17 protein-coding genes are annotated in these 18,876 nt (G+C 69.9%); 9 read left to right on the forward strand and 8 right to left on the reverse strand.

Annotated features, from left to right (window positions below; genetic code table 11):
- Positions 1–73 precede the first annotated feature (73 nt).
- The 5 genes from fdhE to ACLBYG_RS21455 form a co-directional block, all read right to left on the reverse strand.
- The gene (gene fdhE / locus ACLBYG_RS21435; RefSeq protein ID WP_447682778.1) at positions 74–1,069 is read right to left on the reverse strand and encodes a formate dehydrogenase accessory protein FdhE; all 996 of its coding nucleotides are present in this window, start codon (positions 1,067–1,069) and stop codon (positions 74–76) included.
- Between the two features lie 4 nt (positions 1,070–1,073).
- A complete protein-coding gene (locus ACLBYG_RS21440) occupies positions 1,074–1,796 on the reverse strand; it encodes a formate dehydrogenase subunit gamma (RefSeq protein WP_205833410.1) in 723 nt (240 codons plus the stop codon).
- A 148-nt stretch (positions 1,797–1,944) separates the two neighbouring features.
- Complete coding sequence (gene fdxH, locus ACLBYG_RS21445; RefSeq protein ID WP_447682779.1) at positions 1,945–2,877, reverse strand: formate dehydrogenase subunit beta; 933 nt, start codon at positions 2,875–2,877, stop codon at positions 1,945–1,947.
- A gap of 15 nt (positions 2,878–2,892) precedes the next feature.
- The gene (fdnG, locus tag ACLBYG_RS21450) at positions 2,893–5,973 is read right to left on the reverse strand and encodes a formate dehydrogenase-N subunit alpha (protein ID WP_447682780.1); all 3,081 of its coding nucleotides are present in this window, start codon (positions 5,971–5,973) and stop codon (positions 2,893–2,895) included.
- A 153-nt stretch (positions 5,974–6,126) separates the two neighbouring features.
- Positions 6,127–6,468, reverse strand: coding sequence for a hypothetical protein (locus ACLBYG_RS21455; RefSeq protein ID WP_091927263.1), 342 nt, complete (start codon positions 6,466–6,468; stop codon positions 6,127–6,129).
- Between the two features lie 198 nt (positions 6,469–6,666).
- On the opposite strand from ACLBYG_RS21455, the gene ACLBYG_RS21460 reads away from it, so the two are divergent.
- The 7 genes from ACLBYG_RS21460 (at position 6,667) to ACLBYG_RS21490 (ending at position 12,422) form a co-directional block, all read left to right on the forward strand.
- Positions 6,667–6,852, forward strand: a complete 186-nt coding sequence (locus tag ACLBYG_RS21460) for a hypothetical protein (protein WP_103985477.1) — start codon at positions 6,667–6,669, stop codon at positions 6,850–6,852.
- Between the two features lie 411 nt (positions 6,853–7,263).
- Positions 7,264–8,274 (forward strand): sulfate ABC transporter substrate-binding protein, encoded by a 1,011-nt coding sequence (locus ACLBYG_RS21465; protein WP_020092431.1) that lies wholly within the window; start codon positions 7,264–7,266, stop codon positions 8,272–8,274.
- Positions 8,275–8,285: 11 nt separating this feature from the next.
- Complete coding sequence (gene cysT / locus ACLBYG_RS21470; RefSeq protein ID WP_012318099.1) at positions 8,286–9,140, forward strand: sulfate ABC transporter permease subunit CysT; 855 nt, start codon at positions 8,286–8,288, stop codon at positions 9,138–9,140.
- Positions 9,133–10,014 (forward strand): sulfate ABC transporter permease subunit CysW, encoded by an 882-nt coding sequence (gene cysW / locus ACLBYG_RS21475; RefSeq protein WP_020092433.1) that lies wholly within the window; start codon positions 9,133–9,135, stop codon positions 10,012–10,014. The genes cysT and cysW overlap by 8 nt, the downstream gene beginning before the upstream one ends.
- The gene (locus ACLBYG_RS21480; protein ID WP_234080988.1) at positions 9,986–11,056 is read left to right on the forward strand and encodes a sulfate/molybdate ABC transporter ATP-binding protein; all 1,071 of its coding nucleotides are present in this window, start codon (positions 9,986–9,988) and stop codon (positions 11,054–11,056) included. The genes cysW and ACLBYG_RS21480 overlap by 29 nt, the downstream gene beginning before the upstream one ends.
- 39 nt (positions 11,057–11,095) lie before the next feature.
- The gene (locus ACLBYG_RS21485; RefSeq protein WP_447682781.1) at positions 11,096–12,145 is read left to right on the forward strand and encodes a cysteine synthase A; all 1,050 of its coding nucleotides are present in this window, start codon (positions 11,096–11,098) and stop codon (positions 12,143–12,145) included.
- A gap of 121 nt (positions 12,146–12,266) precedes the next feature.
- Entirely contained in the window at positions 12,267–12,422 is a 156-nt protein-coding gene (locus tag ACLBYG_RS21490) for a hypothetical protein (RefSeq protein WP_007563230.1), read from the forward strand.
- A gap of 100 nt (positions 12,423–12,522) precedes the next feature.
- On the opposite strand, the gene ACLBYG_RS21495 is transcribed toward ACLBYG_RS21490, so the two are convergent.
- Positions 12,523–13,998, reverse strand: coding sequence for a serine protease (locus tag ACLBYG_RS21495; RefSeq protein ID WP_447682782.1), 1,476 nt, complete (start codon positions 13,996–13,998; stop codon positions 12,523–12,525).
- Positions 13,999–14,222: 224 nt separating this feature from the next.
- Here ACLBYG_RS21495 and ACLBYG_RS21500 point away from each other — a divergent pair, with 224 nt between their 5' ends.
- Complete coding sequence (locus tag ACLBYG_RS21500) at positions 14,223–14,399, forward strand: hypothetical protein (RefSeq protein ID WP_012318104.1); 177 nt, start codon at positions 14,223–14,225, stop codon at positions 14,397–14,399.
- A gap of 33 nt (positions 14,400–14,432) precedes the next feature.
- Here ACLBYG_RS21500 and ACLBYG_RS21505 read toward each other — a convergent pair whose 3' ends face one another.
- Positions 14,433–14,732: an alkylphosphonate utilization protein gene (locus ACLBYG_RS21505; protein WP_100252845.1), complete on the reverse strand. Its 300-nt coding sequence runs from the start codon at positions 14,730–14,732 to the stop codon at positions 14,433–14,435.
- 166 nt (positions 14,733–14,898) lie between these two features.
- On the reverse strand, positions 14,899–16,185 hold the full coding sequence (gene ccrA / locus ACLBYG_RS21510; protein WP_042672037.1) for a crotonyl-CoA carboxylase/reductase: 1,287 nt from the start codon (positions 16,183–16,185) through the stop codon (positions 14,899–14,901).
- A 612-nt stretch (positions 16,186–16,797) separates the two neighbouring features.
- On the opposite strand from ccrA, the gene ACLBYG_RS21515 reads away from it, so the two are divergent.
- Positions 16,798–18,840: a protein meaA gene (locus tag ACLBYG_RS21515; RefSeq protein WP_020092440.1), complete on the forward strand. Its 2,043-nt coding sequence runs from the start codon at positions 16,798–16,800 to the stop codon at positions 18,838–18,840.
- Positions 18,841–18,876: the final 36 nt, after the last annotated feature.

Below are 18,876 nucleotides of genomic sequence, written 5' to 3' on the forward strand. Positions count from 1 at the left end.
GAACTCGCCCTCGAAGGCCCCCGACACGGCCACCTCGGGACGAGGCCGTCGGTCGGGATGGGCGCATCCCGCGCTAGATCACGAACAGCAGGTTCAGTCCGGCGCGCCGGAACCCGTCCTCGGCGATCTTCAGGTCGAGCCCGTAGGACGCGATGTCGTCCGCCACCGGGTCGAGGGCCGGCGCTCGGTGCTGGTGGAGGTGCTTGATGTAGCTGTGGCAGGTCGTGCAGGTCTCGACCTGGACGTCCTTCGACACCTCGTCGAGCCCGTAATAGCTGACACTCTCGCCGTCGCCGCAGGCGGTGCAGCGGATCCGGACGTGGTTCCAGTACGTGCCGCAGACCGAGCAGCTGAGATACCGGGCCTTGTCGGCCGGGGTCCAGGAGACGATGACGCTCGCCACCGGCGCGCCGCCGCAGCACGGGCAGACTCCGTCCGCGACGGGCTTCAGCGTCCGCGTGTCGAGGCGCGCGGCCCGCTCGGCGAAGCGCACCTGCAACGCGGCCGAGACGAACAGGCATTCGGCGATCCGGTCGACCGGCAGCGCGCCCTCGAAAACCTGCACGGCGAGATCGCGGCGCTCCTCCGGCGCGGCGGCCCGCAGGGCATCCCGCGCCGCGGCCGAGGCCTCGGGCGCGGTCGCGAGATCCAGCGCGTCGAGCAGCGCCAGGAGGCACGCGTCGAAATCCTGGTCGGCCTCGAGGCTGTGCCGCGACAGCGGCGGCATGCCGTGCTCGCTCCGCAGCGCCTGATCGGCGGGATCCGGCGCCGGCGGGGCCGGAAACCGTGCCTGGATCGCCGCCTGGGCGCGGGCGACCTCACCGACGAACCGGAGATAGGCCTCCAGCGGGTGCCCGGGCGCGGCCTCCGCTAGGCGCGCGGCCCGGTCGGCGAACAGCGTCGCGGGATCGGGCAGGCGCACGAACGGGACCGAGCCCGAGATCCCGATCTTGTCGGGATCGGGCTTGAGCTCGCTGAAATCCCGGCGGCGGGGCTTCGGGGCCTCGGCGGGTTTCGGGCTCCTGTCCGCGGCCGGAGCCGCGGGTTTCCGCCTGAAGAAGTTGGCCACGCGATCAGGATCCGCGCTTGTCCACCGAGCCGCGGCGCGCCGGGCCGCCGGCCATCTGACGGAACCACTTGCGGTGATGCCGGTAGGCCCAGCCGCCCGTGACCGTGCCGCGGACCATCGCCCGGCCGGTGCCGCGCACCCAGATGCCGGCGTAGACGTGCACCACGATGATCGCGATGGCGATGACGGCGGCCAGCGAGTGCGCGAGCAGCGCCCAGCGCTGGGTCTCGATCGAGGTGAGGCCGCCGAAATAGGTGTTCCAGATCACGAGGCCGGTCACGAACATCACGCCGATCAGCGCGGTCTGGCCCCAGAACACGCCCTTCTGGCCGGCATTGTACTTGCCGAGCTCCGGCAGCCGGTCCTCGCGGTTGGTGACCACGTCGCCGATCTTCTTCGACCACTCGACATCGTCCTTATTGGGGATGTTGAGCCGCCAGAAGCGCACGAACAGGAAGAGGAAGCTGATCGCCAGCGCCACGCCGAACCACGGGTGGATCGCTCGGGTCGCCTGCCCGCCGCCGAACAGGCCGGTCAGCGAGAACAGGTAGGGCGTGAACATCGCCAGCCCCGAGAGGGTCAGCAGCGTGAACAGGATCGCGGTGATCCAGTGGTTCACGCGCTGCACGCCGGTGTAGCGCGGGACGTACATCACCTCCGGCGCCTCGGACTTGGCGTGGTGGAGGGGGCGGGAATCGCCGTCCCGGACATCGTTCTGGATCGTCATCGGCCTTCACTCGCCTGACGGGGCCACCCGTCGCGGCGGGCGGGCCGTGAAACTCGAAATCGGGTCTGGCGCCCGAGCCGTCTCCGCCCTGCCGAAACCGTTCGGCGCGGCGCTCCCTCCCCCCGCGGGGGAGGGAGACCGTCGCGTCTCAGTGCGGCCGGGCCTCGCCGCCATTCTCCCGGCGCTTGGCCTCGTCGTACTCGACCGCCTCTTCCTCCTCCTCGGGCACGACCTCGTTGGGGCCGGCCGTGACGTAGTGGAAGAAGCCCGCCACCGCCGCGAAGCCCATCGCGGCGAGACCGAACACCTTGGCGCCGCCCTTCCAGAAGGCGACGAGCGGCGAGATCTTCGGATCGTTCGGCAGGCCGGCGTAGAGGCTCGGCTGATCAGCGTGGTGCAGCACGTACATGACGTGCGTGCCGCCGACGCCGGCCGGGTCGTAGAGGCCGGCATGGGCGAAGCCGCGCGACTTCAGGTCCTCGACGCGGTCGTGGGCCTGATCGATCATGGCCTGCTTGGTGCCGAACATGATCGAGCCGGTCGGGCAGGCCTTGGCGCAGGCCGGTGCCTGACCCACCGCCACCCGGTCCGAGCACAGGGTGCACTTGTACGCCTTGTGGTCGGTCTGGCTGATGCGCGGGATGTTGAAGGGGCAGCCCTTCACGCAGTAGCCGCAGCCGATGCAGTTCTCCTCGATGAAGTCGACGATGCCGTTGGAGTACTGCACGATCGCGCCGGGGGACGGGCAGGCCTTCAGGCAGCCCGGCTCGGTGCAGTGCATGCAGCCGTCCTTGCGGATCAGCCATTCGAGGTTGTTGGTCTCCGGGTTCTCGTACTCGGTGAACCGCATCAGGGTCCACGACTTCGGCGTGAGGTCGTGGGGGTTCTGGTAGGTGCCCGTGTTGACACCGATGTCGTCGCGCAGGTCGTTCCACTCCTCGCAGGCCGACTGGCAGGCCTTGCAGCCGATGCACTTCGACACGTCGATGAGTTTGGCGACCTCCACCTGGCGGCGGATCTCCGGTGGCGTCTCCGTGGAGGCGGAGCGCTGGCGGATGTCGAGGGAGCTGTAGTCAGCCATGTCTGCCGCTCCCCCTTACGCGACCGCGTCCGACGGAGGCGTGGTCGGCTCGATGTTCACGAGCCAGGCCTTGAACTCCGGCGTCTCGGTGTTCGCGTCGCCGACGACGGGCGTCAGCGAGTTCGGGTGCCATCCTTTCTTGGTGTGGCCCATGAAGCCCCAGTGCTGCGGGATGCCGACGACGTGGACGGGCTTGCCGTCGCAGATCAGCGGCTTGATCCGCTTCGTCACCACCGCCTTGGCCTTCAGGGAGCCGCGCTTCGACCAGACGCGGACCCAGCCGCCCTTGGCGATGCCCTTCTCCTTGGCGAGTTCCTCCGAGATCTCCACGAAGGCCTCCGGCTGGAGGATCGCGTTGATCCGGGCGTGCTTGGTCCACCCGTGGAAGTGCTCGGTCAGGCGGTAGCTCGTCGCCGCGTAGGGGAACTCCTTCGCGTCGCCGAGATCGGCCAGATCGTCCTTGAAGATGCGGGACGCGGGCGCGCCCTTGATCTTCGGGAAGGCGAGGTTGGCCACCGGGGACTCGAAGGGCTCGTAGTGCGTCGGGAACGGTCCGTCGCGCATGAGACCGCGGGTCCACAGGCGGGCGACGCCCTCCTGGTTCAGGATGAACGGGCCGACGCCCTTATCGGGGGCGACGGTGACGCCGTAATCCGGCACGTCGAAGCCGATCCACTGCTTGCCGTTCCACTCGATGAGCTTCTTCTTCTCCGACCACGGGCGACCCTCGGGGTCGCACGAGGCGCGGTTGTAGAGCACGCGCCGGTTGGCCGGCCACGCAAAGGCCCAGTTCGGCGCGATGCCGCGATCGCCGGGATCGGTGTTGTCCCGGCGGGCCATCATGTTGCCCTTCTCGGTGTAGCAGCCCGAGTAGATCCAGCAGCCGCAGGCGGTCGTCCCGTCGTCCTTGAGCTGGGCGAAGCCGTCGACCTGCTTGCCCGCCGGGATGATCGTCCCGTTGAGGTCCGGCGTCGGCGCCAGCGTGTAGCCGTTGAGCTCGCGGGCGAGCTCGGTCGGCGTCGGCGACTCGGCGATCGCGTAATCCCACTTCAGATTGACGATCGGGTCCGGGAAGGCCCCGCCATCCTTCTTGTAGGCCGCCTTCATGCGGAGGAAGATCTCCGACATGATCTCGATGTCGGAGCGGCACTCGCCCGGCGCCTCCTGCGCCTGCCAGTGCCACTGCAGCCACCGGCTGGAGTTCGACAGCGAGCCTTCCTCCTCCACGAACAGAGTGGTCGGAAGCTCGAACACCTCGGTCTGGATCTTGGTCGGATCGACGTCGTTGTACTCGCCGTGATTCTCCCAGAACCGGGCCGTCTCGGTCTTGAGCGGATCCATCACCACGATGAACTTCATCTTGGAGAAGGCTTCCGTCATCTTGGCGCGATTGGGGAACGACAGCAGGGGGTTGAAGCCCTGGATGACGTAGCCGGTCATCTTGCCCTGCTTGGCGAGCTCGAACCCGCGCAGCACGTCGTAGGTCGGCACGTCGAGCTTGGGCAGGTAATCGTACGCCCAGTCGTTCTCCTTGGTGGCCTTGTCGCCCCACATCGCCTTCTGGAACGAGACGAAGAACTTGTTGTAGTTCTGCCAGTAGCTCGTCTGTCCGGGACGCAGCGGCTTGAACTGCCGCTTGGCGATGTAGCTCGCGTAGTCGGGCTCCTTCTCCACCGGGATGTTCAGGTACCCGGGGATGAGGTTCGACATCAGCCCGATATCGGTCAGCCCCTGGATGTTGGAGTGACCGCGCAGGGCCTGCATGCCGCCGCCGAGCACGCCGATATTCCCGAGCAGCGTCTGCACGATGCACATCGAGCGGATGTTCTGCGAGCCCTTGGAGTGATGGGTCCAGCCGAGCGCGTAGAGCGAGGCCATCGACTTCTCGGGGGAAGCCGTCGTCGCCATCAGCTCGCAGACCTTCAGGAAGGTCTCCTTGGGCGAGCCGCAGATCTTCTCGACCATCTCCGGGGTATAGATCGCGAGATGCTTCTTGAGGAGCTGCATCACGCAGCGCGGATGCTGCATCGTCTCGTCGACCACGGCGTAGCCGTCGGGGCCGATCTCGTAGTCCCAGGTGGTCTTGTCGTAGTCGCGCTTGTCCGCGTCGTAGCCCGTGAACAGCCCCTCGCTGAAGTCGTAGCCCTCGCGGACCACGTACCCGGCGTTGGTGTAGGCGGAGACGTAGCGGTGCTGCAGCTTGTCGTTGTCGAGCAGGTACTTGGCCACCCCCGACAGGAACGCGATGTCGGTCCCCTGCCGGATCGGGCAGTAGAGATCGGCCACCGACGCCGTGCGGGTGAAGCGCGGATCGACGACGATCAGCTTGGCATTGTTATGGGCTTTCGCCTCCACGACCCACTTGAAGCCGCAGGGGTGCGCCTCGGCGGCATTGCCGCCCATCACGGTGATCACGTCCGCGTGCTTGATGTCCATCCAGAGGTTGGTCATCGCACCGCGTCCGAAGGAGGGCGCCAAACTGGCGACCGACGGACCGTGTCAAACCCTGGCCTGATTATCGAAGACCAGGGCCCCCATGCTTCGGACTGTCTTGTAGGTCAGCCACGCCGTCTCGTTGGTGGTGGCCGAGGCCCCGAGGAAGCCCATCGTGGTCCACCGGTTGACCGTGAGGTCGCCGTTCTTGGCCACGAAGTTCTTGTCCCGGTCCTCCTTCATGAGCTGCGCGATGCGGTCGAGGGCGAAATCCCAGGACACGCGCTTGAACTCGGAGGAACCCGGGGCGCGGTGGAGCGGGTACTTGGTGCGGGTCTCGGCGTGCACGAAGTCGAGCAGCGCCGAGCCCTTCGGGCAGAGCGTGCCGCGGTTGACCGGATGATCCGGGTCGCCCTCGATATGCATGACCGAGGAGCGCGCGTTCTTCGAACGGTCCCCCAGGCTGTAGAGGATCACGCCGCACGCGACCGAGCAGTACGGGCAGGTGTTGCGGGTCTCGCGCATCTGCGCGAGCTTGAACGGCCGCACCGCGGCGGCCATGGCGGGCTCGAGTCCGCCGAATCCGAGCGCGCCCAGCGAGCCGCCAGCGAGGCCGGCGCCGGCCCCCTTGAGCAGGCCACGCCTTGAGACCTGGACCGTCATCTCCGCTCCGTAAAAGCGATCTGGTATAATTCCAAGCTGTCCCAAAAAAGCGTGCGCGAGGCAAGTGCGGTTGCGTGACACAGCAAGTTGCCGTGTCTCAGCCGAAGCAACACGTTTGTCGCACCGGCATCATCCTGCATGAGAACGGTTTTTTTACTTGCTGGGATTGGCCGGATTGGTGCCTGACGGGCCGGCCGTGCGGTGCTCCAGGGGCGCCTGCGGCTCGGTCGCGGAAGTGCCGCCGGGCTGGGCCGGCGGCACGGGACGGTCGGCATTCTCCTTGATCGAGTTGCCGCCCGGGTCCGGCGCGTCCTTGGCGGCCGACTGCTCGCGCGGCACCGGGGCCTGGCTCCAGCCGTCCTGCGCGCTGCGGGACTTGTCGCCCATCGCGTCGATGCCCTTGATCTCGCCAGGCTTCGTCTGCGCGAGACAGGGCGACGCGGCCGCCGCGAGGCCGAGGAGCACCGATATCGTCAGGGGGATCGAGCGGGACACGGGGCGCCTCCTGGCAGCGGGGGAACGGCAGCGGGGAATGCCCGGGCAACGTAGCCTTCGCGGCCGCAGTTCCGGCCTGCGACACCGACCGGGGACCGGGCACCCGGGTCGCGCGGCGGGGTCGCGGTGTCGGCGGTGACGGCTCCTTAACCAAACCTTGCAACCGTACGTGTCCACAGGTGCGAGGATTTTCCGGTCATGTCGAAGCCGCATCCCGAGCGCCCCTGCGAGAACGAGCGGTCGGTCGACGCGCCGCCGCTGAGCTCCGACATCCGGCGCCATCTCGGCCAGAACCTGCGCGCGCTCTTCACCGACACGCTGGCGGCCCCGGTCGACAAGCGGCTGGAGGCCCTGATCGCCCGGCTCGACAAGCCGAAGCGCTGACCCGGACCGCCGCCGGCAGGGGAGCGGAGGATCGCCGTCTTGCGGGCAACCGCGTGCGGCGCAACCACGGACGGCTCTCGCCGGCCCGCGGAATGCCGCCCGATGTGCGCTAGAGCACTTAAGATCGTTCGTTCTGAGAAACCCGATTCCGCGCACGAAATATTCTCCATCGGCGACGCCACAGAGAAGATCCATGCGTTCTGATCGTCTACCGCCCTGAGTTATCTTGCATTTCCGGCACGATCGTCGATCCTGATCACGTTACGGCATCACGCGGGTCCACACCCGAGACTTGACTTCGTTCGGTAAAAAGAACGATTTCGCGCCTCCCGGGGACGCCTGTCCCCTGCGTCGCAACCGCGGATGGCTGGGGGATCGGACGTGATGACGAACGCTTCAGGTCTGGGCCGGATGGCTCGGGCGATCGGGCTGACCCTTTTGGCCGGAGCCGGCCTGCTGACCTGCGCGCTGCCGGCCGCGGCCGAGACCGCGCTCCTCAACGTCTCGTACGATCCGACCCGCGAGCTCTACCGCGAGATCAATGCCGCCTTCGCGGAAGAGTGGAAGGCCAAGACCGGCGAGGCCATCACGGTGCGGGCCTCGCACGGCGGCTCGGGCGCGCAGGCGCGCACGGTGATCGACGGGGTGGACGCCGATGTGGTCACCCTCGGCATCCCGTCCGACATCGACGCGATCGCCAAGCTCACCCGCAAGATCCCGGAGGATTGGCGCAGCAAGCTGCCGAACCAGGGGACGCCCTACACCTCGACGGTGGTGTTCCTGGTCCGGAAGGGCAACCCGAAGGGCGTCAAGGACTGGGACGACCTGGTCAAGCCCGACGTGAAGGTGATCACCCCGAATCCGAAGACCTCGGCCGGCGGGCGCTGGAACTTCCTCGCCGCCTGGGGCTACGCCTACGGGAAGGACAAGGACGCCGCGAAGGCCGACGCCTTCGTCGGGCAGGTCTACAAGAACGTGCCGGTGCTCGACACCGGCGCCCGCGGCTCGACGGTGACGTTCGCGCAGCGCGGCCTCGGCGACGTCCTGCCGACCTGGGAGAACGAGGCCTACCTCGTGCTCCAGGAATTCGGCGCCGACAAGTTCGACATCGTCTCGCCGCCGACCTCGATCTACGCCGAGCCGCCTGTGGCCCTGGTGGCGGTCAATGCCGAGCGGAAGGGCACCACCAAGGCGGCCCAGGCCTATCTCGACTTCCTCTACGGCGACCGCGCCCAGGCGATCTTCGCCAAGCACCATTACCGGCCGATCCGGCGGGAGGCGGCCGCCCCGGCGGACCTCGCCCAGTTGCCCGAGATCAAGCTGTTCAAGATCGAGGACCTCCAGGGATCCTGGGACGAGATCCAGAAGCGGAACTTCGACGCCGGCGGCCTGTTCGACCGTCTGAGCCGGGCCGGCCGCTGAGGCTTCAGATCATGGTCCAGACGCCCCGTCCCCGTCGGACGTTCCGACGGCCGAGCGTGATCCCGGGCTTCGGGATCAGCTTCGGCTACACGCTGACCTGCCTCGGCCTGATCGTCCTGCTGCCGCTGGCCGGACTGGTGGTGAAGGCCTCGGGGCTCGGCCTGTCGGGCATCTGGGAGGTCGCCACCGATCCGCGGGTCGCCAGCGCCCTGCGGATCAGCTTCGGCGTCTCGGCCATCGCGGCGCTCGTCGCCTCGGCCTTCGGCTTCCTGGTGGCCTGGGTGCTGACCCGCTACCGCTTCCCGGGCCGCAAGCTGGTCGACGCCGCCGTCGACCTGCCCTTCGCGCTGCCCACCGCGGTCGCCGGCATCGCGCTCGCCTCGCTCTACGCGCCGGACGGTCTGCTCGGCGCGCCGCTCGCGCGCCTCGGCATCCAGGCGGCCTACACGCCGGTCGGCATCTTCATCGCCATGGTGTTCATCGGCCTGCCCTTCGCGGTGCGGACCGTGCAGCCGCTGATCGCCGAGATCGACAAGGAGATCGAGGAGGCCTCGGCCACCCTCGGGGCGACGCGCCTCGTCACCCTCACCCGGGTGGTGCTGCCGCCCCTGATCCCGGCGGTGCTCACCGGCTTCGCGCTCGCCTTCGCCCGGGGTGTCGGCGAGTACGGCTCGATCATCTTCATCGCCGGCAACCTGCCCTACGTATCGGAGATCGCGCCGCTGCTCATCGTCATCAAGCTCTCCGAGTTCGACTACGGCGGCGCGGCGGCCATCGCGACGATCATGCTCGGGATCTCGTTCCTGACGCTGCTCGCCATCAACCTCATCCAGGCCTGGTCACGGCGGCGGTTCGGCTATGTCTGAGATCTTCTCCCCCGCCTTCGTGCCGGCCGCCAAGCCGGCCCCGGTCGCCTCGGAAGGGGTCGGCGTCCGCGCGGTCCTGATCGGGATCGCCGTGGCGTTCCTGGCGCTGTTCCTGGTGCTGCCGCTGTTCGCGGTCTTCCTCCAGGCCTTCTCCAAGGGGCTCGGGGCCTTCCTGGACGCGTTCCGGGAGCCCGACGCCTGGAGCGCGATCCGCCTGACGCTGACCGTGGCGGCGATCGCGGTGCCGTTCAACGTCGTGTTCGGGCTGGCCGCCTCCTGGGCGATCGCCAAGTTCGAGTTTCCTGGCAAGTCGCTGCTGATCACCCTGATCGACCTGCCGTTCTCGGTCTCGCCGGTGGTCTCCGGGATGATCTACGTGCTGCTGTTCGGGTCCCAGGGCCTGTTCGGCTCCTGGCTCGTCGATCACGGCATCCAGATCCTGTTCGCCCTGCCGGGGATCGTCCTGGCGACGGTGTTCGTGACCTTCCCGTTCGTCGCCCGCGAGCTGATCCCGCTGATGCAGGAGCAGGGCACCGCCGAGGAGGAGGCGGCGCTGACGCTCGGCGCCTCGGGCCTGCACGCGTTCCGGACGGTGACGCTGCCCAATATCCGCTGGGGCCTGCTCTACAGCGTGCTCCTCTGCAATGCCCGGGCGATGGGCGAATTCGGAGCGGTGTCGGTGGTGTCGGGCCACATCCGCGGCCTGACCAACACCATCCCACTCCACGTGGAGATCCTCTACAATGAGTACAACTTCGTCGCCGCATTCGCCGTCGCTTCGCTCCTCGCCGTCCTTGCCCTCATCACCCTCGTCCTCAAATCCGTCCTCGAATGGCGCTTCGCGGGTGAGCTCGCGCACGGCCGGGCACACTGATCGCCCCTCCACGGCGATCCGGGTCGAGAACGTCTCGAAGACGTTCGACACGGCGGCGGTGCTGCACGACCTGTCGCTGGACGTGCGGGCGGGCGAGCTGATCGGGCTCCTCGGCCCGTCGGGCTCGGGCAAGACGACGCTGCTGCGGATCATCGCCGGGCTCGACGCGCCGGACCGGGGCCGGATCCTGTTCGGCGGCGACGACGCCACCGGCCTGCCCGTGCAGGAGCGAGCCGTGGGCTTCGTGTTCCAGCACTACGCCCTGTTCAAGCACATGAGCGTGGCCGACAATATCGCCTACGGGCTGAACGCGCGGCGCCGCGCCGACCGGCCGGCCAAGGCTGAGATCAAGCGCCGGGTCGGCGACCTGCTCGACCTGATCCGCCTCTCCGGCTTTGGCGACCGCTACCCGTCGCAGCTCTCCGGCGGCCAGCGGCAGCGGGTGGCGCTCGCCCGGGCCCTCGCGGTCGAGCCGCGGGTTCTCCTGCTGGACGAGCCCTTTGGCGCGCTCGACGCCCAGGTCCGCAAGGACCTGCGCCGCTGGCTGCGCGAGATCCACGACCGCACCGGCCAGACCACGATCTTCGTCACGCACGACCAAGACGAGGCGCTGGAGCTGTCCGACCGCGTGGCCGTGCTCGATCGCGGCCGCCTGGAGCAGGTCGGCACGCCCGACGAGGTGCAGGAGAACCCGGCCTCCGCCACCGTGATGAAGTTCCTGGGCGATTCCGTCGAGGTCGAGGCGATCGCCGAGGGCGGCCGGGTGCTGGTCCGGGGCCGGGAGACGCCGGTCGCGGCGCCCGCCAGCCTGTTCGGCCCGGTCAAGCTCTACGTCCGGCCCTGGCAGCTGCAGCTCGCCGAGCCCGAGGCCGCGCACCTATCTGGCACCGTGCGCAGCTCGTACCGGACGCAGGGGCGCCAGCGGATCGAGGTGGCCGACGCCGAGGGGCGCGTCCTCGCCGTGGAGGACTTCGACGGCGTGCGCTACCCGGCCGGCCACCCGGTCGGCCTGCGGATCAACGGCGGGCACGTGTTCGGGTGAGGCTCGCCAGCGGCCGCGCGGCACCCTAGGCTCCCGACCATGACCGTACCGAGTCGCGAACCCGCCCCCGACGTCCTGGCCGCCATCGGCCAGACGCCGCTGATCCGCCTGCGCCGCGCCTCCGAGGAGACCGGCTGCACCATCTACGGCAAGGCGGAGTTCCTGAATCCCGGCCTGTCGGTGAAGGACCGGGCGGCGCTCTCGATCGTGCGGGCCGCGGAGGCGCGGGGCCTGATCCGCCCGGGCGGCACGATCGTCGAGGGCACTGCCGGCAACACCGGCATCGGCCTCGCCCTGGTGGCCTCGGTGCGCGGCTACCGGACGCTGATCGTCATCCCGGTCACCCAGTCCGAGGAGAAGAAGCAGACCCTGCGGCTCGCGGGCGCCCGGCTGGTGGAAGTGCCGGCGGTGCCCTTCGCCAACCCGAACAACTACGTCCACGTGGCTCGGCGGCTCGCGGAGAAGCTCGCCGCCACCGAGCCGGCGGGCGCCTTCTTCGCCGACCAGTTCGACAACGTCGCCAATCGGCAGGCCCATGTCGACGGCACCGGCCCGGAGATCTGGGCGCAGACCGGTGGCCGGGTCGACGGCTTCGTCTGCGCGGCCGGCACCGGCGGCACGCTGGCCGGCACCGCCGAGGCCCTGCGCGCCCGCAATCCGCAGGTGCGGATCGCGCTGTCGGATCCGGAGGGCTCGGCCCTCTACGCCCACTACACGACCGGCACCCTGAAGGCCGAGGGCTCCTCGATCACCGAGGGGATTGGCCAGGGGCGGATCACCCGGAACCTCGAGGGCTTCACCCCCGACCGCGCCTTCCGGATCCCGGACCGCGAGGCTCTCGACATCGTCTTCGGGCTGATGCGGGAGGAGGGGCTGTCGCTGGGCGGCTCGTCGGGCATCAACGTCGCCGGGGCGATCCGGCTGGCCCGGGACCTCGGGCCCGGTCACACGATCGTGACGATCCTCTGCGACGGGGCGGCCCGCTACGCCTCGAAGCTGTTCAATCCGGCCTTCCTCACCGAGCGCGACCTGCCGGTTCCGGGCTGGCTCGACGCGCCGGCGGGGGCTCTGCCGGACTGGCACGCCTGAGGCCGGGGTCTCATCCGGAATTTTCCTCACAAAAGCGTGGCTTGGCGTTGAACGGAACGGAATGTCGCAGCGTTTGAACGGTCACGCTCGCACCAGCGCGACCGTCCGGAGAACGCGACCGATGTCCCTCGTCACCATCCTGCTCATCATCCTGATCATCCTGGCCTTCGGCGGCGGCGGCTTCCTCGGCGGCGGCGCGTATCGCGGCCCCGGCTTCGGCCTGGGCGGCATCCTGCTCATCGTGCTGATCGTGCTCCTGGTCACCGGGCGGCTCTGAGCGGCAGCCCGTCGCCTGGGCGGACGGCTCGTCCGCCCAGGCTCGTGAACGCCGGCGGATCCCGCGCGAGCGACAGGGGATCCGCCGCGCGACCCACATCTCAGCGGCAGGTGATCCCCACCACGGCGGGCGCGACCGCGCCGGGCCCGCCACCCGGGTGCGGCGCCGCCGCGGCGATGCCCTGGGCGGCGAGGAAGGCGGAGATCGCCCGCGCCGAAACGACCGGCAGGCGTGCCGGCGGCACCACCCCGGCGACCCGGCGCGGCGCCGCGGGATAACGGGCGACGAGACCGACGAGGGCCCCCGACCGGTCCAGCACCAGCGCGCCGCCGGAACCCGGCTGGAGCGCCGCGATCACGTCGCCGCCCCGCGTCTCACCGGGAGCTGCCTGGACCCCGTCCGCACCCGGCGCCAGGGCGATCACGCTCTCCTCGGCACCGACGGGCTCGGTCCGGAGCGCGGGCCGGAGCGGGGCGGGGGCGCCGGGCACATCGAGGAGGGCGAGGCCGGCGGGATCGGTGGCGAGCACCCGCGCCGATGCCGCGCCGATCCTGGGCTGGGCGCAGCCCTCCAGCACGGCGGCGGCGGTCAGCACGCGTCCCGGCGCCACCGCGAGACCCGCGCCCGAGGCCGGCGCGAAGGAGAGGCTCGCCGGCCTCAGCGGCGCGGCCTGCGGCTGGGGCGCCGGGTGGGCGGCGACGCGGGCCGCCTGTGCCGGACCCGGGCTCGGGGGTAGCTGCGCGGCCGGCGGCGCGGCGGGATCGGGAAACGGCACGAAGGCGTTCGCCACGGCGATCACGAGCCGGTCGACCTCCGGCGCAAGGGCGCGATCGTAGCCGAGCAGGAACCCCCGCACGCCCTCCGGTCCGGACGCGTAGCGGATGTAGGACAGTCCCGGCCCGGTCTCGGCGGTGACCACCACGGTGTCCGGCCGCCGCAGCTTGTAGGTCACCTTGCGGCCGGGGAGCGGCGCGGTCGCCTTCTCGAACAGCGCGTCGAGGCTCTCGGCCCCCGGCGGGAAGGCGCGGGATTCCAGGGTGACGCGGCCGTCCTGGCTCTGCCAGCGGGTTCCGGAGGGCAGGGCGGTCCGTTTCGCCAGGAGTCTCTCGGGCACGCCCATCACGGCGCCGGTCCCGGGATCGACCGCGACGCGGAAGCGCGCCGCGTTCCGCGCCGCCACGCCGGCGGCCAGCAGCGCCGCCCGGCCGCGCGGATCGAGGGGGTCGGCCCCGCCGGTCCGGGCGCCGTAGGCGGTGAGCGCCTCGAAGGTCCGGCGTCCGAAGGCCCCCGACACGACGGCGTTGAAGTCGCCGGTCCAGACCAGGGCGTCCTGGACGGCCTTGCGGTCGGCCTCCGGCAGGGCCTCGAAGCCCGCCCGCATCGCCTCGAAGACGGGGTCGGCCGGCGCGCCGGCCGCCGGCGCGGGTCTGGGGGCGGCCCGGGCGGGCGCCGGCCGGTCCTGGGCCCCGACAGGCCCGGTGCCGAGGGCGATCAGGATCGCGAGGGCCGCCGCGCGCCGGGCGCGGCCGCGCAGGGTATCCGGGTTCCGACACCGCGACGCGTCACCCGAATCCATGCCCGCCCCCGACCCTCTCTGCACCGCGTCGTCCCGATCCTGGCAGAGGCCGCCGCGACAGGCCAGATCAATCCGGTGCCGGGCCGGTGTCGGCCCGGTCCCGGCAGCCGTGCGTCCGGCGCCGCGATGCGCTACAGGGCGGATGTCCGGCCCTGGGCGGCGGCCGGATCCCGGATCGGTCGTCCGGCCACGCGATGCCGCCACGGTTCGACGCGGAGCCCGGCATGAGCGACACGAACAACACCTTCAAGAAGGCGCCCAAGCGCAAGGCCGCCAAGGGCAAGAGCATCAGCGTCTCGCCGGAGATGCGGCAGGCCTACGCCGACCTGATCCAGGAGCGCGCCGAGAAGCAGGAGGCCTACGGCCGCCACCTGCCGCAGGACGAGACGCGGCGGCGGTAGCGCGGCCGGGAGAAGCGCCGCCCCGCATCGGCCTCAGCGCTTGCGCACGAACTCGGTGCGCAGCACGAGGCCCTTGATGGTGTCGTGGCGGCAGTCGATCTCCTCCGGATCGTCCGTGAGCCGGATCGACCGGATGACCGTGCCCTGCTTCAGGGTCTGGTTCGCACCCTTGACCTTGAGGTCCTTGATCAGCGTGACCGAATCGCCGTCGGCCAGGACGTTGCCGGCCGCGTCGCGGACGGCATGCGCCTCGGCGGGCGCGGCCGCGGACCCGGGCGGGAGCCACTCGCCCGTCGCCTCGTCGTAGACGTAAGCCTCGTCGTCGCCGCTCAAAACCGTGCCCCTTGTCCGGATCGGGGCCGGGTCCTGTGAGGATCGCGTGGGCCCGTCATCAGCGCCCCGGCACACCGAATCGGTCGCCGAGTCGGCGCGGGACGCCGCGAGCCTAGCCGATCGGGCCGGCCCCGCGCGAGAGCGGGAACCGGCCCGACGGAGCGCCTTACCGCTTCAGCGGACCGGCCTCGATCACGTCCTCGACCGTGCGCAGGCCGGCGCGCGGGGAGTTGACGAGGCAGGCCATGTTGCCCGGCGGGTGCTGGTTCTTCCACATCTTGGTGTGGGCCTGGGGGATCTTGTCCCAGGGGAAGACCTCGCTCATGCACGGGTCGATCCGCCGGTCGAGCACGAACTGGTTCGCCGACGAGGCCTGCTTGAGGTGGGCGAAGTGCGAGCCCTGGATGCGCTTCTGCCGCATCCAGACGTAGCGGGCGTCGAAGGTGATGTTGAAGCCGGTCGTGCCGGCGCAGAACACCACCATGCCGCCGCGCTTCACCACCAGCGCCGAGACCGGGAAGGTCGCCTCGCCCGGATGCTCGAACACGATGTCGACGTCCTGCTTGCCGGTGATGTCCCAGATCGCCTTGCCGAACTTGCGCGCCTCCTTGGTCCAGGCGTGGAACTCGGGGCTGTTGACCTTGGGGAGCTGGCCCCAGCAGTCGAAGTCCTTGCGGTTGATGACGCCCTTGGCGCCGAGGCTCATCACGTAGTCGCGCTTCGACTCGTCCGAGATCACCGCGATGGCGTTGGCGCCCGAGGCCGCGCAGAGCTGCACGCCGAACACGCCGAGGCCGCCGGAGGCACCCCAGATCAGCACGTTCTGGCCCGGCTTCACCGTGTGCGGGGCGTGGCCGAACAGCATGCGGTAGGCGGTGGCGAGCGTCAGCGTGTAGCAGGCGGCCTCCTCCCAGGTGAGGTGCTTCGGCCGGACCATGAGCTGGCGGGACTGCACCCGGCAGAACTGCGCGAACGAGCCGTCGCCGGTCTCGTAGCCCCAGATCCGCTGCGAGGGCGAGAACATCGGGTCGCCGCCGTTGCACTCCTCGTCGTCGCCGTCGTCGCGGTTGCAGTGGACGATGACCTCGTCGCCGACCTTCCAGCGCTTCACCTTGGAGCCGACCTTCCAGACGATGCCGGAGGCGTCGGAGCCCGCGATGTGGTACTCGCCCTTGTGGACGTCGAAGGGCGAGATCGGCTCGCCGAGGCCGGCCCAGACGCCGTTGTAGTTGACGCCCGCCGCCATGACGTAGACCAGCACCTCGTCGTCGCCGATCTCCCAGACCGGCAGCACCTCGAGCTGGTGGGACTGCTCCGGGGGTCCGTGCCGCTCGCGCCGGATCGCCCAGGCATACATCTTGGCCGGCACATGACCCAGCGGCGGGATCTCACCCATCTCGTAGAGGTCCTTGACCTCCCCGCCCGTCGGACTGATCGCAGCGCTCGCCGCCATCTCGCTCTCCTCTCGTCCCGCGTGTTTCTCACGGCCGCGGTTCTCCATCGCGCTATACCGGCGATGCCGGAGGCGTCCAAGTGGGCCGAAAGTCGAAAGCCGACGGTTTCCGACATGAAAAAAGCGCGAGCACAGGGCGCGCGACCACGTATTCAAAATCGGCTTTCCGGCAGACCAAGTATTATTCGGCGCCGGCCTCGGTCGCCCCGGCCCCGAGACCTTGCCCGACTCCACCGCCGCGCGCCCGAGCTGCCCCGGGCCGTCCGGCGAGCACATGCACCTCTAAGTCATTGGTTCGGCTTGCTCTCTCGCGCCTGAACAGCGGCAAGTCCCGCTAAGAACAGTTCAGGTGGACATTATACCAGAACTGACAAAGCGGGTCGGGACCGTCGCGCGGCACCGTCCGGACCGCGGGTGCGGGCGGCGCGCGGGCGGCGGCGCGCCGCGGCGCCTTCAAATCCCGCTGTTCCGGCGGGCAAGTTTTTTCATGAGCCGCGGATGCCCGCGCGGGCGTCTTGCACTTCCGTCCCGGATGACGCGTGCTCAAGCCTTCGCTACGGTGACCGCAAGGCCGCGCCCCGCGCGGATACAAAGATCACACGGAGGCGAGGAATGGGCGCGAGCGTCGCCGAGACCAGGAGCGACAAGTCGAGCCGCGACAAGCCCTGGATCATCCGCACCTACGCGGGGCACTCGACCGCGGCGGAGTCCAACAAGCTCTATCGGGGCAACCTCGCCAAGGGCCAGACCGGCCTGTCGGTTGCCTTCGACCTGCCGACCCAGACCGGCTACGACCCCGACCACGAGTTGTCCCGCGGCGAGGTCGGCAAGGTCGGCGTCTCGATCGCGCATCTCGGCGACATGCGGACCCTGTTCCAGGACATCCCGCTCGCCCAGATGAACACCTCGATGACGATCAACGCCACGGCCCCGTGGCTGCTGGCGCTCTACCTCGCGGTGGCCGAAGAGCAGGGCGCGCCGATCGCCGCCCTCCAGGGCACGACCCAGAACGACATCATCAAGGAATACCTGTCGCGCGGCACCTACGTGTTCCCGCCCGCGCCGTCCCTCCGGCTCACCAAGGACGTGATCCTGTTCACGACCAAGAACGTGCCGAAGTGGAACCCGATGAACGTCTGCTCCTACCACCTGCAGGAGGCGGGTGCGACGCCGGTCCAGGAGCTGTCCTACGCGCTCGCCATCGCCATCGCGGTGCTCGACACCGTGCGCGAGGACCCCGAGTTCGACGCCGCGAGCTTCCCCGAGGTGTTCGGCCGGATCTCGTTCTTCGTGAACGCGGGCCTGCGGTTCGTCACCGAGATCTGCAAGATGCGGGCGTTCTCGGAGCTCTGGGACGAGATCGCCCGCGAGCGCTACGGCATCGACGATCCGAAGAAGCGCATCTTCCGGTACGGCGTGCAGGTGAACTCCCTGGGGCTCACCGAGCAGCAGCCGGAGAACAACGTCCACCGCATCCTGATCGAGATGCTGGCGGTGACGCTGTCCAAGCGCGCCCGCGCCCGCGCGGTGCAGCTCCCGGCCTGGAACGAGGCGCTCGGCCTGCCGCGGCCCTGGGACCAGCAATGGTCCATGCGCATGCAGCAGATCCTGGCATTCGAGACCGACCTCCTCGAGTACGACGACATCTTCGACGGCAGCCACGTGATCGAGGCCAAGGTCGAGGAGCTGAAGGCGCAGACCCGCGCCGAGCTGGAGCGGATCGGCGGCATCGGCGGCGCGGTGGCGGCGGTGGAAACCGGGGCGCTCAAGCGCGCGCTGGTGGAGTCGAACGCGCGCCGGATCTCGGCCATTGAGGCCGGCGATCAGATCGTGGTCGGCGTCAACAAGTGGCAGCAGGGCGAGCCGTCGCCGCTCACGGCCGGGGAGGGGGCGATCTTCTCCGTCTCCGAGACCGTCGAGATGGAGGCGCAGAGCCGGATCCGCGAGTGGCGCGGCCGCCGCGACGAGAACGCCGTGGGCCAAGCCCTCGACGCCCTGGAGCAGGCGGCGCGCTCCGGCGCCAACATCATGCCGCCCTCGATCGAGGCCGCCAGGGCCGGCGTCACGACCGGCGAGTGGGGCGCGCGCCTGCGCGCGGTGTTCGGCGAGTACCGGGCGCCCACCGGCGTCACCGTGGAGACCGTCTCCAGCGGCGCGGCCGAGGAGGCCAAGCTCCTGATCGCCGATCTCGGCGAGCGGCTCGGCGAGACGCCGAAGCTCGTGGTCGGCAAGCCCGGCCTCGACGGCCACTCCAACGGCGCCGAGCAGATCGCGCTCCGTGCCCGCGACGTCGGCTTCGACGTCACCTACGACGGCATCCGCCAGACGCCGGCCGAGATCGTCGCGAAGGCCAAGGAGACCGGCGCCCACGTGGTCGGCCTGTCGATCCTGTCCGGCTCCCACGTGCCGCTGGTACGGGAGGTCCGCGCCAAGATGCGCGAGGCGGGGCTCGACCACATCCCGGTGGTGGTCGGCGGCATCATCTCGCCGGAGGACGAGCTGGTCCTCAAGAACATGGGCGTGCGCGCCGTCTACACACCGAAGGACTACGCCATCGACCAGATCATGGTCGGGCTCGCCAAGGTCGTGGAGAAGGGTCTGGATCGACGGGACGGCCCGGCGGATCCGCCGCGCGCCGAGGCCCAGGTCTACTAGCGGACCGAGCCTGCCCGGACCGCGCGCGGTCCGGGC

Source organism: Methylobacterium sp. D53M (assembly GCF_053345625.1).

Coding starts and splice junctions, on each gene's coding strand:
- ACLBYG_RS21440 (WP_205833410.1), bottom strand. CDS start 1,796: ATGACGATCCAGAACGATGTCCGGGACGGCGATTCCCGCCCCCTCCAC.
- ACLBYG_RS21515 (WP_020092440.1), top strand. CDS start 16,798: ATGGGCGCGAGCGTCGCCGAGACCAGGAGCGACAAGTCGAGCCGCGAC.
- ACLBYG_RS21490 (WP_007563230.1), top strand. CDS start 12,267: ATGTCCCTCGTCACCATCCTGCTCATCATCCTGATCATCCTGGCCTTC.
- ACLBYG_RS21460 (WP_103985477.1), top strand. CDS start 6,667: ATGTCGAAGCCGCATCCCGAGCGCCCCTGCGAGAACGAGCGGTCGGTC.
- ACLBYG_RS21495 (WP_447682782.1), bottom strand. CDS start 13,998: ATGGATTCGGGTGACGCGTCGCGGTGTCGGAACCCGGATACCCTGCGC.
- ACLBYG_RS21485 (WP_447682781.1), top strand. CDS start 11,096: ATGACCGTACCGAGTCGCGAACCCGCCCCCGACGTCCTGGCCGCCATC.
- fdxH (WP_447682779.1), bottom strand. CDS start 2,877: ATGGCTGACTACAGCTCCCTCGACATCCGCCAGCGCTCCGCCTCCACG.
- cysT (WP_012318099.1), top strand. CDS start 8,286: ATGGTCCAGACGCCCCGTCCCCGTCGGACGTTCCGACGGCCGAGCGTG.
- cysW (WP_020092433.1), top strand. CDS start 9,133: ATGTCTGAGATCTTCTCCCCCGCCTTCGTGCCGGCCGCCAAGCCGGCC.
- ACLBYG_RS21465 (WP_020092431.1), top strand. CDS start 7,264: ATGGCTCGGGCGATCGGGCTGACCCTTTTGGCCGGAGCCGGCCTGCTG.
- ACLBYG_RS21500 (WP_012318104.1), top strand. CDS start 14,223: ATGAGCGACACGAACAACACCTTCAAGAAGGCGCCCAAGCGCAAGGCC.
- ccrA (WP_042672037.1), bottom strand. CDS start 16,185: ATGGCGGCGAGCGCTGCGATCAGTCCGACGGGCGGGGAGGTCAAGGAC.